15 protein-coding genes and 1 pseudogene are annotated in these 13,440 nt (G+C 70.9%); 7 read left to right on the top strand and 9 right to left on the bottom strand.

The window, feature by feature from the left end; translation table 11 throughout:
* The first annotated feature begins 143 nt into the window (after positions 1 to 143).
* Positions 144 to 1,766, top strand: coding sequence for a chaperonin GroEL (gene groL / locus ACLLJJ_RS15620; protein WP_434591348.1), 1,623 nt, complete (start codon positions 144 to 146; stop codon positions 1,764 to 1,766).
* A gap of 124 nt (positions 1,767 to 1,890) precedes the next feature.
* Here the strand turns inward: groL and ACLLJJ_RS15615 are convergent, their stop codons facing one another.
* Positions 1,891 to 2,073: a hypothetical protein gene (locus tag ACLLJJ_RS15615; RefSeq protein WP_434591346.1), complete on the bottom strand. Its 183-nt coding sequence runs from the start codon at positions 2,071 to 2,073 to the stop codon at positions 1,891 to 1,893.
* On the opposite strand from ACLLJJ_RS15615, the pseudogene ACLLJJ_RS15610 reads away from it, so the two are divergent.
* Positions 2,063 to 2,290 (top strand): annotated as a pseudogene (locus tag ACLLJJ_RS15610) (alpha/beta hydrolase); the annotation flags it as partial. The gene ACLLJJ_RS15615 and the pseudogene ACLLJJ_RS15610 sit on opposite strands and share 11 nt — an antisense overlap.
* Here ACLLJJ_RS15610 and ACLLJJ_RS15605 read toward each other — a convergent pair.
* The 3 genes from ACLLJJ_RS15605 to ACLLJJ_RS15595 all read right to left on the bottom strand — a co-directional run bounded on the left by ACLLJJ_RS15605 (position 2,287) and on the right by ACLLJJ_RS15595 (position 4,445).
* On the bottom strand, positions 2,287 to 3,138 hold the full coding sequence (locus ACLLJJ_RS15605) for a hypothetical protein (protein WP_434591343.1): 852 nt from the start codon (positions 3,136 to 3,138) through the stop codon (positions 2,287 to 2,289). The pseudogene ACLLJJ_RS15610 and the gene ACLLJJ_RS15605 overlap by 4 nt on opposite strands.
* Positions 3,139 to 3,358: 220 nt before the next feature.
* On the bottom strand, positions 3,359 to 3,622 hold the full coding sequence (locus ACLLJJ_RS15600; protein WP_434591340.1) for a DUF397 domain-containing protein: 264 nt from the start codon (positions 3,620 to 3,622) through the stop codon (positions 3,359 to 3,361).
* Positions 3,606 to 4,445 (bottom strand): helix-turn-helix domain-containing protein, encoded by an 840-nt coding sequence (locus tag ACLLJJ_RS15595; RefSeq protein WP_434591337.1) that lies wholly within the window; start codon positions 4,443 to 4,445, stop codon positions 3,606 to 3,608. The genes ACLLJJ_RS15600 and ACLLJJ_RS15595 overlap by 17 nt, the downstream gene beginning before the upstream one ends.
* A 114-nt stretch (positions 4,446 to 4,559) precedes the next feature.
* Here ACLLJJ_RS15595 and ACLLJJ_RS15590 point away from each other — a divergent pair, with 114 nt between their 5' ends.
* Together ACLLJJ_RS15590 and ACLLJJ_RS15585 are read left to right on the top strand one after the other, a co-directional pair.
* Positions 4,560 to 4,775 carry a hypothetical protein gene (locus ACLLJJ_RS15590; protein WP_434591335.1) on the top strand — a complete coding sequence of 72 codons (216 nt, stop codon included), beginning with the start codon at positions 4,560 to 4,562 and terminating at the stop codon, positions 4,773 to 4,775.
* Positions 4,772 to 4,993, top strand: a complete 222-nt coding sequence (locus ACLLJJ_RS15585) for a hypothetical protein (protein ID WP_434600689.1) — start codon at positions 4,772 to 4,774, stop codon at positions 4,991 to 4,993. Before ACLLJJ_RS15590 ends, ACLLJJ_RS15585 begins: the two co-directional genes overlap by 4 nt.
* A 93-nt stretch (positions 4,994 to 5,086) precedes the next feature.
* On the opposite strand, the gene ACLLJJ_RS15580 is transcribed toward ACLLJJ_RS15585, so the two are convergent.
* Genes ACLLJJ_RS15580 through ACLLJJ_RS15570 form a run of 3 tightly spaced genes read right to left on the bottom strand, consistent with a single transcriptional unit; the run spans position 5,087 to position 8,620 of the window.
* Positions 5,087 to 6,646, bottom strand: a complete 1,560-nt coding sequence (locus tag ACLLJJ_RS15580; protein ID WP_434591332.1) for a PTS transporter subunit EIIC — start codon at positions 6,644 to 6,646, stop codon at positions 5,087 to 5,089.
* Between the two features lie 38 nt (positions 6,647 to 6,684).
* Positions 6,685 to 7,650 (bottom strand): N-acetylmuramic acid 6-phosphate etherase, encoded by a 966-nt coding sequence (gene murQ / locus ACLLJJ_RS15575; protein ID WP_434591329.1) that lies wholly within the window; start codon positions 7,648 to 7,650, stop codon positions 6,685 to 6,687.
* Positions 7,651 to 7,687: 37 nt separating this feature from the next.
* Positions 7,688 to 8,620, bottom strand: a complete 933-nt coding sequence (locus ACLLJJ_RS15570) for a MurR/RpiR family transcriptional regulator (protein ID WP_434591326.1) — start codon at positions 8,618 to 8,620, stop codon at positions 7,688 to 7,690.
* A 110-nt stretch (positions 8,621 to 8,730) separates the two neighbouring features.
* Between ACLLJJ_RS15570 and ACLLJJ_RS15565 the strand changes: the two genes are divergently transcribed.
* Complete coding sequence (locus ACLLJJ_RS15565; protein ID WP_434591324.1) at positions 8,731 to 9,090, top strand: hypothetical protein; 360 nt, start codon at positions 8,731 to 8,733, stop codon at positions 9,088 to 9,090.
* A complete protein-coding gene (locus tag ACLLJJ_RS15560) occupies positions 9,087 to 9,353 on the top strand; it encodes a DUF4031 domain-containing protein (RefSeq protein ID WP_347117119.1) in 267 nt (88 codons plus the stop codon). The genes ACLLJJ_RS15565 and ACLLJJ_RS15560 overlap by 4 nt, the downstream gene beginning before the upstream one ends.
* Positions 9,354 to 9,654: 301 nt before the next feature.
* On the opposite strand, the gene ACLLJJ_RS15555 is transcribed toward ACLLJJ_RS15560, so the two are convergent.
* Positions 9,655 to 10,881, bottom strand: coding sequence for a Cmx/CmrA family chloramphenicol efflux MFS transporter (locus ACLLJJ_RS15555; protein WP_434600432.1), 1,227 nt, complete (start codon positions 10,879 to 10,881; stop codon positions 9,655 to 9,657).
* A 191-nt stretch (positions 10,882 to 11,072) separates the two neighbouring features.
* Positions 11,073 to 11,729, bottom strand: coding sequence for an HD domain-containing protein (locus ACLLJJ_RS15550; RefSeq protein ID WP_434591321.1), 657 nt, complete (start codon positions 11,727 to 11,729; stop codon positions 11,073 to 11,075).
* Positions 11,730 to 11,875: 146 nt separating this feature from the next.
* Here ACLLJJ_RS15550 and ACLLJJ_RS15545 point away from each other — a divergent pair, with 146 nt between their 5' ends.
* Positions 11,876 to 13,318, top strand: coding sequence for an MFS transporter (locus ACLLJJ_RS15545; protein WP_434591318.1), 1,443 nt, complete (start codon positions 11,876 to 11,878; stop codon positions 13,316 to 13,318).
* Positions 13,319 to 13,440: the final 122 nt, after the last annotated feature.

Raw genomic sequence — 13,440 nt, 5'->3', positions numbered from 1 at the left:
TCTCCTAGTGAGAGTGACAGAAGGACTGGGTCGGCGAGGCCCGCAAGCCGGGTGGGGCAAGGAACCACGAGGCAGGCAGGCCGTCCGTCGCGGGCGCCATTCAGTCCATCGCTCTCCACCCCAGTCCGGGAGGACCACTTCACATGGCTAAGATCATCGCGTTCAATGAGGAGGCGCGGCGCGGTCTCGAGCGCGGGATGAACCAGCTCGCCGACGCCGTCAAGGTAACCCTCGGCCCCAAGGGCCGTAACGTCGTGCTTGAGAAGAAGTGGGGCGCCCCCACGATCACCAACGATGGTGTTTCCATCGCCAAGGAGATCGAGCTCGAGGACCCGTACGAGAAGATCGGCGCCGAGCTGGTCAAGGAAGTCGCGAAGAAGACCGACGACGTTGCCGGTGACGGCACGACGACCGCGACTGTCCTCGCCCAGGCTCTGGTCCGCGAGGGCCTGCGCAATGTCGCCGCAGGCGCCAACCCCATGGCCCTCAAGCGTGGCATCGAGAAGGCCGTCGAGGCCGTCTCCGCCGCGCTCCTTGAGCAGGCCAAGGATGTGGAGACCAAGGAGCAGATTGCCTCCACGGCCTCCATCTCCGCCGCCGACACCCAGATCGGCGAGCTCATCGCCGAGGCGATGGACAAGGTCGGCAAGGAAGGCGTCATCACCGTCGAGGAGTCGCAGACCTTCGGGCTCGAGCTTGAGCTCACCGAGGGCATGCGCTTCGACAAGGGCTACATCTCGGCGTACTTCGCCACCGACATGGAGCGCATGGAGTCGTCGCTCGACGACCCGTACATCCTGATCGTCAACTCCAAGATCAGCAACGTGAAGGACCTCCTTCCGCTGCTTGAGAAGGTCATGCAGTCGGGCAAGCCCCTGCTGATCATCGCGGAGGACGTCGAGGGCGAGGCACTGTCCACGCTCGTCGTCAACAAGATCCGTGGCACCTTCAAGTCCGTGGCCGTCAAGGCTCCTGGCTTCGGTGACCGCCGCAAGGCCATGCTCGGCGACATCGCCATCCTCACCGGTGGCACCGTCGTCTCCGAGGAGGTCGGCCTCAAGCTTGAGAACGCCGGTCTCGACCTGCTCGGCCGTGCCCGCAAGGTCGTCATCACCAAGGACGAGACCACGATCGTCGACGGCTCCGGTGAGAGCGACCAGGTCCAGGGTCGCGTCAACCAGATCCGCGCCGAGATCGAGAACTCCGACTCGGACTACGACCGCGAGAAGCTCCAGGAGCGCCTGGCGAAGCTCGCGGGCGGCGTGGCCGTCATCAAGGCCGGCGCCGCGACCGAGGTCGAGCTCAAGGAGCGCAAGCACCGCATCGAGGACGCCGTTCGCAACGCGAAGGCGGCCGTCGAAGAGGGCATCGTCGCCGGTGGCGGCGTGGCGCTTCTCCAGGCCTCGGCGGTCTTCGACAAGCTCGAGCTCACGGGTGACGAGGCGACCGGCGCGAACGCCGTGAAGCTCGCCCTGGAGGCCCCGCTCAAGCAGATCGCCGTCAACGGTGGTCTTGAGGGTGGCGTCATCGTCGAGAAGGTGCGCAACCTGCCCATCGGTCACGGCCTGAACGCCGCGACGGGTGAGTACGTCGACATGATCGCCGAGGGCATCATCGACCCGGCGAAGGTCACGCGCTCCGCCCTGCAGAACGCCGCGTCCATCGCTGCGCTCTTCCTCACCACCGAAGCGGTCATCGCCGACAAGCCGGAGAAGTCTTCCGCGCCTGCCGGTGGCGGCATGCCCGGCGGTGACATGGACTTCTGAGCCACGGCTCAGCGGTACATGGCTGTACGGATCCGAGGGCGGCACCTTCCACGCGGAGGTGCCGCCCTCGGGCGTTTCCGGGTACGGGCGCGCGCCGGACGGGTGCGTCAGGCGAACGGGTGCGTCAGGCGGCCGGGTGGGCGACGAACACGACTTCCTCGCGGTCGTCGTCCAGGGCGATGTTCAGGGAGGCGTCCAGTGCTCCGGTCAGGCGCCGCAGCAGAACGAGCGTCGGTACGGCGTCGGCGCCCTCGATGCGGGAGATCTTCGCCTGGGTGAGCCCGGCTCGTTCGGCCCCGTCCAACATCCTGCTGATCCAGAACGAGCGCGACCCGTCCACCCCGCTCGCCGGTGCGCTGAAGCTGCGCGCGGCGCTGGGGGTTCGGGCCAGGATGGTCACCGTGGACGCGGCGGGCCACGGCGCGTACGTCGCGAACGGCAACGCGTGCGGCGACCGGGCGGTGACGGACTACCTGGTCACTGGCGACCGCCCGGCACGTGACCGGTTCTGCGCCGGGTCCTAGGTCACCGGCTCGGCGAGAGTGGCCCGGGCCGCCGCTCTGACCTCGGCCGCGCGGGTGCGGACCTCGGCCGGGGAGAGGCCGCCGGTGTCGCGTACGAGGGCGGGCTCGCCCCGGCATTCGGCGCAGGCGCCGCCGCGCAGGGCCTCCGGGCGGCCGGGTACGCCGCACTTCGCGCACTCCAGGACGCGCAGCGCCGGGCGGGGCGGGGCCTGCGGCGTGCGGTCCGGCGGCAGCTTGGCGGTCAGGCGGATTCGGGCCAGCGCGGCCGGGCTGTGCACGGGGGCGGGGAGCCCCGAGGTGAGCGCCCGCAGCACGTCCTGCTCGGTGGCACCCCGGCTGAACCACTCGTCCGCCAGCGGCTCCAGCGCCGCGCAGTCGGCGGCCGACAGCGACATCACGGAGGCACTGCGCCCCAGCGCCGCGAGCAGGACGTACGCCCGGGAGCGGGTGGGGCGCGGGGACGGTTCCGTCGGTACGTCCCCCCGGCTGAAGGCCGCCCACCACGCGTCGTCACGTGCCGTACGCGTGAACCACGTACGGGTCACCCAGTGCGCGCTGCCCGAGCCGATGACGTGCTCGCTGCCTCTACGCAAGTGCCCGGCGCGCTGCAGGCAGTTGAGGGCCGTGCGGAGCGCGCACTGGCCGTACGGGAGCACCTTGGCCAGCGTCTTCACGGAGATGTCCGTGCCGTCCGGGACCCGGTCGAGATACGCCGCGATGGCGGCCTCCCGGCGCGGAAGGTGCGCGAAATCGTCTGCTGTACGGGCGAGTTGGTCGGGCGTCGACCGTTTGCCGTAGCCCGGCTTGGCCATCTGATGCGGGGCAGGATTAAGCTGGCTGTACGCCATGGGATCGCTCGTTTCGATCTTGTTGGTTAGACCCTCGTCGGTGGTTGCACACCGGCGGGGGTTGTTCGTTATTCGGGCACGTTAGAGCCTGATCACTCTCCGTGGCAAGCCGGACGCGGAAAGCCAACTGATCAGGGAGGGTGGGTGGGTTGAGACCCTCCACCCCTTCCTTGTTAAGAGCGCTCGGAGCCCGGAGCTTGAGCCCCGGGCCGACCGGCGACTAGCGCTGCTTGAGATCCGCGACGAACGCGGACCAGGCGGCGGCCCGGAACACGAGCGCCGGGGCGTCGGGGGTTTTTGAGTCCCGGACGGGGACGAGGCTGGGGTGGTGGTCGGAGACTTCGAGGCAGTTGCCGCCCTCGCCGCCGCTGTAGGTGGACTTACGCCAGGTGGCGACCTCCAGGCAGCTGCCGCCGTCACCGCCGCTGTGCGTGGACTTGCGCCACTCCGCGCCGCTCAGGTTGTACTCAGGGCTGGTCTTCATGCACGTAATCCTCCGCCACTGATTCGATCAAGGCCAGGGAGGCTTCCGGCGACAGCGCGCAGGCCCCGACCAAATCGTAAGACAGTTCGTATCGGGCGACGGTAGCTGGATAGTCCTGTAGCTGGCCCGCGCCCAGGACTTCGAGATAGGCGAGCGGAGGGGCGTCCTCGAACGTCATCAGCTTGAGTGCGCCGTTCAGGGCGGCGTGCGCTCCCGCCGCGAACGGCAGCACCTGCATGATGATCCGGTGGCTCCGAGTCAGTGCTGCCACATGCCCCAGCGCCGCCCCCATCACCGCAGCTCCGCCAACCCGTCGACGTAACACAGCCTCGTCCAGGACCGCCCACAACAACGGCGTTGTTGGATCGTCGAGGAGATGTGCGCGGTCGAGCCGGGCAGCCACCAGCTCGTCGATGACGGCCTCGGTCGCTGTCGGCTGATACGCGCGAAAAACCGCTCGCGCATACGCCTCCGTCTGCAACAGCCCCGGAATCAGCAGAGGCGCGTACTCCCTGATGGCCGTCGCGACTGCTTCCGCCTCCGCCGCCTCGGCGAAGTGGTCGGGATACCGCGACTTGTTGGACGCCTTGCAGTTGCGTGTGAAGAAGCCGTCCGTGTCCAGGATCTCGTCTATCCGGTGCGCGTACTCCGGCTGCATTCGCCGTGTTCCCGCCTCCAGTTGGCCGATGAACGAGCCGCTCACGAACAGCGGCCTGCCCAGCTCGTCCTGGGAGAGCCCCGTCTTCTCGCGCGCGTGACGCAACTCCGCGCCGAGCAGGGCTCTCGGTGACGATGACGGGTCCAGATCCTTTGGTCCGGGCACGCTAACCCCCTGTCGTACACGTGGCGTTGTTGGATCGCCACCTCTGGTCAGGCTAGACCGGGACCGGCCACGCTGTGTGAGGAAAGCGAACACTCAGCGTGGAGGTACCTGGTCATGGTGGTGCGATCGGCGGAGCGGCTGCGGCTGGCCGAAGAGGTGGTGGCCCAGTTGCGGGACGGGCTGGGGGTGGTGGCGGTAAGGCTGCCGTCGCTGCGGGTGGACCTGATGTCGATGGCGAGCGAGGACCCGGATCCGCTGGTGGATCTCGGGCGCTGCAACCTGGACACGGCGATGAGGCTGGCCATCGCGCTCCAGGGGCTCAAGCAGTGACGGGCGAGGGGCCGCCGGAGGTGGGGGAGTACGCCGTCGACGTGCGGGACGGGCGCGTGGGCCGGGTCATGGGGTGCGTGGGCCCGTACGTACAGCTCCGGCCGGCGGGTGGGGGCGCGGAGTGGGACTGTCCGCCGGAGGACATCCGGCGGACCGGGCTGGCTGAGGCGCTGCGGGATCGGGTGCGGGAGATCAACGCGGAGGGACGGCTGCGGTGAGGCAGTTCGTCTTGTGTGCGGGAGAGGACATTGCCCGTGCCTCACGTCGGGCGCAGCGTGTCCGTTCCCGTACACAAGACAACAAGACACCCGTCAGACGCGGACGGGGGTCGGCTCCTGTTCCGGCTCGGACGTCGATGGGGGTGTGGACGACGCCACCGGCGGCCGCGTCGCCTCCGTCGCCGGGGTCACGTTGAACTCCTCCAGCATCGGCTTGGTGAAGCCGAAGAAGTACGTCGCGAGGAAGCCCGACAGGTAGCCGACGAGCAGGCCGCCCGCGTAGATCGCGATCGTCGCGCCCAGGCCCTTGTTGCCGTCCATCAGGGGGAACAGGGCCCAGCCGGACGGGCCGATCGCCGTCGAGCCGACCTGGTCGCCGAGCTGGTTGAACAGGCCCACGAAGCCGCCGCCGAACGCGCCGCCCACGCACGCCGTGACGAACGGGCGGCCCAGCGGAAGCGAGACGCCGTAGATCAGCGGTTCGCCCACGCCGAGGAAGCCCGCCGGGAGCGCGGACCTGATGGTGCGGCGGATCGAGGTGTTGCGGGGGAGGCGGAGGTAGACCGCTGCCGCCGCGCCGACCTGGCCCGCGCCCGCCATCGCCAGGATCGGCAGCAGGACCGTGAAGCCCTGCTGCTCGATGAGAGTCGTGTGGATGGGGATGAGGGCCTGGTGCAGGCCCAGCATGACCAGTGGCAGGAACAGGCCGCCCAGCACGAAGCCCGCGCCCGCGCCGCCGTTGGCCAGCAGCCAGTTGGCGAAGTCGCCGATGGCCGTGGAGATCTCACCGGCCAGGAACATCAGGCCGAAGATCGTCACCAGGCCGGAGACCAGGACGGTCAGGGTGGGTGTGACGAGGACGTCGAGGGACTCAGGGACCCAGCGGCGGCACCACTTCTCGACGTACACCGCGAGGACCGCCGCCCCCAGCGCGCCCAGCACACCGCCCTGGCCGGGCGACAGCTTCTGGCCGAACGCCTCGATGTTCGCGACGCCGGGGAAGACGATGATCGCGGCCACCGCGCCGCCCAGGATCGGCGTACCGCCGAACTCCTTCGCCGTGTTGAAGCCGACGAAGACCGCGATCAGCGCCATGAAGCCGGACGCGATCGAGGCGAGCGCGGGGGTCACGGCGGGCAGCCAACCCAGGTTGATCATCAGGCCGTTGAGGCCGGCGATGATGCCGCAGCCGATGAGGGCCGGGATCAGCGGCACGAAGATGTTCGCGATGCGGCGCAGGAAGAGCTTGAAGGGCGTGGCGTTCCTCGCCTTGCGCTCGGCTTTCAGGTCGGCGCCCTGCGCTGCCAGGTCCTCCGCCGTGACGGCGGATGCGGCGGATCCGGCGGGGACGGCGGCTGTGGCGGTGACGGCGGCTGCGGTGGGCGCGGTCTCCCGTTCCTCCGCGACCAGTTGCTCGAACTCCGGGGTGACGCGGGCGACCGTGCCGGGGCCGAGCACGATCTGATACGTGTCGTCCTCGACCACCCCCAGCACGGCCGGCAGCGCCTTCAGCTGCTCGTCCTGGACGAGCGAGCGGTCGCGCAGGCCCAGCCGGAGCCGGGTCATGCAGTGGACGATCGACGTGATGTTCCCGGCGCCTCCGACCAGCGGAAGGATCGCGGCGGCGGTGGCGCGGTTCTTGTTCTCGGTCATGGTGCGTAGTGCCTTGCTGTGCGGGGGGAGAGCGCGGGTCAGGTGGTGCGCGGGGTGGCCGCTGCCGCGAGTGCGGCGCGCAGATGGCCTGCGGAATCCGTCAGGAGGGCGGCCGCCGTGGGGGCGTCCACCGCGCCGAGGACGACGAGGATGGCGCTCTTGACCTCGCCGTCGGTCGCGGCCAGCGCCGCCTCGATCTCCGCGTCCTTCGCCCCGGTGGCGAGCGCGACGATGCGGCGCGAGCGGGCCCGCAGCTTCTCGTTGGATGCGCGTACGTCGACCATCAGGTTCCCGTAGGTCTTGCCGAGCCGGATCATCGTGATCGTCGAGATCATGTTGAGGACGAGCTTCTGCGCCGTGCCCGCCTTCAACCGGGTTGATCCGGTGAGGAGTTCGGGCCCGACGACCACTTCGAGACCGTGCTCGGCGGCGGACGCCAGCGCGCTGTCCGCGTTGCAGGACAGGCCGATGGTGAGCGCGCCGCGCGTACGGGCGTGCTCGACCGCGCCGATCGCGTACGGAGTGCGGCCGGAGGCCGAGATGCCGATGACCGTGTCGTTCTCGGTGAGACCGAGCCCGTCCAGGTCCTCGGCGGCGAGCGCCTTGGAGTCCTCCGCGCCCTCGACCGCCTTGACCATCGCGGACGGACCGCCCGCGATCAGGCCGACGACCTCGGACGGGTCGGTGTTGAAAGTGGGCGGGCATTCGCTGGCGTCCAGCACGCCGAGCCGCCCCGCCGTGCCCGCGCCCGCGTAGATCAGCCGGCCGCCACGGGCCATCCGCTCGGCGGTGGCGTCGATCGCGGCGGCGATCTGCGGGAGCCGGGCGGCGACGGCGTCGGGGACGGTACGGTCCTCGTCGTTCATGATGCGGGCGATCTCGGCCGTCGGGAGCTGGTCGATCTCGGCGAGCTCGGGGCGGAACGCCTCGGTGGTGAGCGTGGCGAGCTCGGCGCGCAGATCGCCGTAGGTGCTGTCGTCCGTGTGGGTGCCGGTGGAGGTCATGGGGGGTGCGGCTCTTTCTCGTATCGCCCGGACGGGCCTATCGGCTGCTGCGGGGGCTGTGGCGGTGGGCGAGCGCTTCGTAGGAGGCGGCGAGCGCGGGGGCGGCCGTCTCGTACGTGCGCTGCGCGACGCCTATGAACAGGCAGTCCACGACGAGCAGTTGGCTCGTACGACTGGACATCGCGGCGGGGCGCAGCTCGCTCTCGCGGGCGGTGGAGGTGGTCAGGATGTGGTCCGCGTACTGGGAGACGGGCCCGTCCGGGCGGCCCGTGATCGCGACTGTCGTCGCCCCGTGGTCGAAGGCGACGCGCAGCGGCTCGATGACGTCCCCGGTGGAGCCGGAGTGCGTGATCGCGATCGCCACGTCACCGGACCGCAGCTGCACGGCATTGGTGACGGCGAGGTGCGGGTCGCTGTGCGCGTGCGCGATCAGGCCGATGCGCAGCAGCTTCTGGGCGAGGTCCATGCCGACGAGGGAGGACGCTCCCACGCCGTAGATGTCGATGCGCCGCGCCCCGGCGAGGGCGGCGACCGAGGCGCCGAGCTGCACGGTGTCCAGGCCGGCCGCAGTGTCGGCGAGGGTCTGCTGCTCGTCGTACGCCAGCTTGGTCACCACGTCCGCGATCGGGTCGTCGACCGCGATGTCGGCGGTCACCGCGGGGGCCCGGCCCGACTGCTGCTGGGCGGCGAGCCCGGCGAGCGCGAGGCGCAGGTCGCGGTAGCCGGGGTAGCCCAGCAGGCGCGCGGTGCGGACCACGGTGGCTTCGCTGGTGCCGGTGAGCTCGCCGAGGCCGGTGACGGTGAGCGCCGCGCAGCCGGCCGGGTCGGCGGCCACGGCTTCGGCGACGCGCTGCATGGAGCGGGTCATGGACGGCGCGAGGGTCCGCACCTTCGCGGCGAGGGCGGCCGGGGCGGGCGGAGCGGGCGGCGCCGAACCACTCGTGAAAATTTCCTTCACTTCATTGGTCACTCCTGAAAGATATTTTCGCGACGGTAGGTCGTCAACCCCCCATTGGTCCACTTTTTGACACTGATCGTCGGCGGATTTCGGCCGTCCGCGCCGCGCGCGACAATGGGGGCATGGACCAGACACCCTCCTCTCTCGAACAGGCACTGCACGCCGCCCGCGCCTTGGTGATGGCCGACCTCGCGGCGCGCGACGTGGCCGAGGCCGACGTCGTGTCGCTGGTCGAGGACGCGGTGGTGCACCGCCGCTGGTGGGTGGAGCAGTGGCCCGCCGGGGTCGATTTCGTGGCGGGGCTCGTGGCCCAGGACGTACAGGACGCGCTGCTTGAGCAGCACGGGCGCTGGCCGCTGTGCCCGGTGTGCGGCGACGAGGACCCGCATGCCCTGGACATCGAGCCGGAGCTGGGCACCGACCCGCACTGGGTCTGCCCGAAGGCCGCCGTGATCGTCGCGCCGGTGGGCGGCCTGCGGTGACGGTGTACATCGACCCGCCGACCTGGCCCGGCCACGGCCGGATGTGGTCGCACCTGGTCAGCGACGCGTCGTACGAGGAACTGCACACCTTCGCGGCAGGTATCGGCTGCCCGCCCAGGGCCTTCGAGCGGGACCACTACGACGTGCCGGAGGTGCGGTACGTCGACGCGGTGGGCGCGGGCGCGGTGGAGATCGGCTCGAAGGAGCTCGTCCGCAGACTCACGGCGGCGGGTCTGCGCCGGCCGAAGGGCCGCCCGGCGTGAGCGGGGCCCGGTGGCCCCGGTGTGTTGTCCGGGGGAACCCGCGGCGTCCGGCGCGCGTCTAGCGGGACATGACAGCGGACACGCACGGGCCGACTGGATCAGCTGGGCCGACCGGATCAGCTGGAGCGTCCGGATCGACGACCTGGCTGGCCGTGTCGCTGGTGGCAGGGGCGGTGATCGGGCTGCTTGCCGCCGGGTGCGAGCCGAACGCACCGGACGTGACCCCCGAGTCGCGCAGCGCCCGGCTTGATGCGCCCGGCTCGACGCGCCCGGCTTGAGGCACTCGCTCGAACCGCCCGGCTCAGGGGCAGCGCGCAGCAGCCGAATCCGGAGCCGCCGCCTTCGCGGCATCCGCCGCCGACCCGACGACGACCCGCGAGCCGCCGCCGCGCCGCACCCGCAGCGAGACGGTCACCGTCAGCAGCGCCAGAGCCGTCATCGCCGCGCCCGCCCACGCCGTCGAGGCGAAGCCGAAGCCCGCGTCGATGACCGTGCCGCCGAGCCAGGGGCCGCCCGTATTGCCCAGGTTGAAGGCGGCGGTGGTGGTCGCGCCCGCCAGGGTGGGGGCCGCGCCCGCGACGTTGAACACGCGGGCGTTGAGCGCCGGCCCCGTGTAGAAGGCCGAGACGCCGAGCAGGAAGGCCAGGGCGACGGCGAGCCACGCGGTGGAGGCGAAGAGCGCGAGGGCCACCAGGAAGACGGTGGACGCCGCGATGCCGCTGAGCAGAACGCCGAAGAGGTGCGCGTCGGCGACCCGTCCGCCGATGGCCGTCCCGATCAGGGCGCCGACACCGAAGAGCCCGAGAACGGTCGGCACCCAGCCCGCGTCCAGCCCCGCCACGTCCGTGAGCAGCGGCGCGAGATAGCTGAACGCGCAGAAGACTCCGCCCGCCGCGAGCGCCGTCATGACGACGGCCAGCCAGACCTGCCGGTCGCGGTAGATCCCCAGCTCCCGCTTGAGCCGGGGCTTCTCCTCGGGCAGCGGAATGCGCGGAATGAGCGTGGCCACGCCCACCAGCGCCAGGGCCGAGGCCGCCGCCACCGCCCAGAACGCCGAACGCCACCCGAAGCTGTCGCCGAGGAACGCCCCGAGCGGCACGCCCAGGACGTTCGCGATGCTCAGCCCGCCGAGCATGACGGCCATGGCGCGGGCCCGCGAGGTCACCGGCACCATGGCGATGGCGACGGCCGCCCCCACCGCCCAGAACCCGGCGCAGGCGAGGGCGCTCACGACGCGGGAGACGAAGAGCAGCTCGTAGGTGGGAGCCAGCGCACCGGCGATCTGGCCGAGGCCGAAGATCGTGATCAGGGCGATCAGGGTGGTACGCCGGGGGAGCCGCAGGGTGGCCACGGCCAGCAGGGGCGCGCCGATCACCATGCCGATCGCGAAGGCGGAGATCAGCAGCCCGGCCTTCGGGATGGACACGCCCATGTCGTCGGCGATGGGCGGCAGCAGGCCGGACAGCATGAACTCGCTGGTTCCGAGAGCGAAGACCGCCAGGCCGAGTATGTATACGGCGAGCGGCATGCGCGTGCGGGAGGCGGCGGAGTTCGGCATGACAGTTGTCAACGTTCTGGGTGGCCATGACATTCCCGGCGCGGCGCGCCCCCGGAAACCAGAGGCAAGCGGGCTCCGGCCGCCGGTGACCCGGAGTCCGCTGTCGAGCCGCCCCATGTCGGGAAGCGGGCGGTCGGGGGGGAACAGCGCGGCCGCGCCCACTACCCCGCCAGCAACTCCAGCTCCGTGGCCAGATTGTGCCGAGCCCGCTCCTGCCACTCAGCCCGCCCGTGCGGCGTACGGAACAGCGTTGGCAGCTCAAGGAGTTGGCGCAGCACCGCCGCGCGGCCGGACCTGAACGCCTCGTCCGGCACGAAGCCGTATTCCCGCCGCACCGCCGCCGCGTACTGAGCGTACGGCGTCGGGCCCGCCGCCAGGATCGCCAGGTCCGCGTCGCACAGGGCCTCGCCGTTCGTGTCGCCCGGCTCGGGGGCGTGCGTGACGGTGAGGCGGACCAGGCGCGCGACCTCCGCGGTGCGCGCCTCGTCGAGGCCCAGCTCCGCCAGCGCCCGCTCCGCGAGAACCGCGCTGCGCTCCTCGTTCTCCGACCGGTCCGGGCGGTAGACCGCATCGTGGAACCAGGCTGCCAGCCGCACGAGATCCGGCTCGTCCGCGTGCCCGGCGAGTACGTCGATGTGGTCGAGGACCGCGATCAGGTGGTCGGTGGTGTGGTACTTCCGCTGCGGCTCCGCCCAGCGCGCGAGGAGGTTCTCCCCGTACGGGCGCGGGTCCGGCGCACCGGCGGCTCCGGCGGGCACGGCGGCGGCCCAGCGGCGTAGCAGGTCCTCGTGCGCGGGGTGCTGTGGGGTGTCGGCCATGGTGCTCATTCTGCTCGGTCGGCGGCGCGGCCGGCCCAGGGCTGCCGCACACCTCCCGCGCACCCTCTTACATACCCCCGAGGGGTATGTTAATGTCCATCGTCGTAGGTACCCCCTAGGGGTATGCCGGAGAGAGGGGTAGGGTCATGACAACCGTCAATCCCAAGCGCTGGTGGGCACTGGCCGTGCTCGCCACAGCGCAGTTCATGGTGATCATGGACACGTCGATCATCGGGGTCGCGCTCCCCGAGATGCAGAAGGATCTCGGCTTCTCGCAGGGCGAGTTGCAGTGGGTGTTCAACGCCTACGTGATCGCGTTCGGCGGTCTGCTGCTGCTCGGCGGCAGGCTGTCCGACCTGATCGGCGCGCGAAAGATCTTCGTGGCCGGCTGGGTGGTCATGATCGGCGGCTCGGTCGTCGCCGCAGCCGCCACCACCGCCTGGGTCGAGGTCGCAGGCCGCGGTATCCAGGGCATCGGCGGCGCACTGATCACGCCCTCCGCGATGACGCTGCTGATGATGCTCTTCGGGCACAACCCGAAGGAACTCGGCAAGGCCATGGCCTTCTACGGCGCGGCGGCCCCCGCGGGCGGCACCGCCGGAGTCTTCCTGGGTGGCGTGTTCACCGAGTGGCTGAGCTGGCCCTGGGTCTTCATCATCTACATCCCGATCGGTCTCGCCACGCTCGCCGCGGTCAAGCTGCTGCCCGCGGTCGAGAGCCGCCGGGGCTCCGTCGACGTGCTCGGCGCGGTCGCCGTCACCGCCGGTCTCGCGCTCGCCGTGTTCGCCGTCGTCAGGGCGCCCGAGGTCGGCTGGGGCTCGACCGGGACCGTCCTCCAGCTGATCGGCGCCGCCGCCCTGCTGGCGCTCTTCCTGCTGATCCAGAAGTCCATCCGCGAGCCGCTGATGCCGCTCGGCGTGTGGCGCGTGCCGCGCCTCGGCTCCGCCAACCTGTCGATGATGCTGCTCGGCGCCGCGTGGATCCCGATGTGGTACTTCCTCAATCTCTACCTCCAGCAGGTGCTGGGTTACGGGGCGTTCGCGTCCGGCGCCGCGCTGCTCCCGATGACCGTGCTCCTGATGATCTTCATGACGATGATCACCGCACGGCTGATGGCCAAGTTCGGTGCCAAGCCGCTGATCGGCGGCGGCCTGCTGGTCCTGGCCCTCGGGCTGCTGTGGCTCTCGGCCGTCGAGCCGACGGGCAGCTTCCTGATCGACGTACTGCCCGCTTCGCTGGTCGCCGCGCTCGGCATGTCCCTGGCGTACATCCCGGCGATGATGACCGCGATGTCCGGCGCCCCGCAGGAGCAGGCGGGCCTGGCCTCCGGCATCGTCAACACCACCTACCAGGTGGGCTCGGCGCTCGGTCTGGCCGCGCTGACCGCACTCGCCACCTCGCAGGGCGCGGGGGAGCTGGGCAATCTGCCGGCCCTGACCGACGGGTTCAGCTCGGCGTTCATCGGCGCCGCCGGTGTGGCCGCGCTCGGTGGCGTCATCACGCTGCTGGTGATGCGCGGCGACAAGTCGGCCGCCGCCGCGGCGGCCGACCGGCAGGCCGCGCCGCAGGGCGAGCAGATCGGCGTATAGCCGATGGGCTGCCGCGCAGCCGAAGCGGAAGAACGTCAGCCACGGGGCCGCCCGATGTCTCTCCACCGGACATCGGGCGGCCCCGTTCCTGTGTGTGTGCGTGCGTGCGTGCGTGCGCGTGC

The sequence above is a fragment of the Streptomyces sp. A5-4 genome, from assembly GCF_051131715.1.
In the GTDB taxonomy this organism is placed as follows: Bacteria; Actinomycetota; Actinomycetes; order Streptomycetales; family Streptomycetaceae; genus Streptomyces.
Note: the sequence above shows the minus strand (reverse complement) of the source record. Positions and strands in the feature narration are given on the sequence as shown.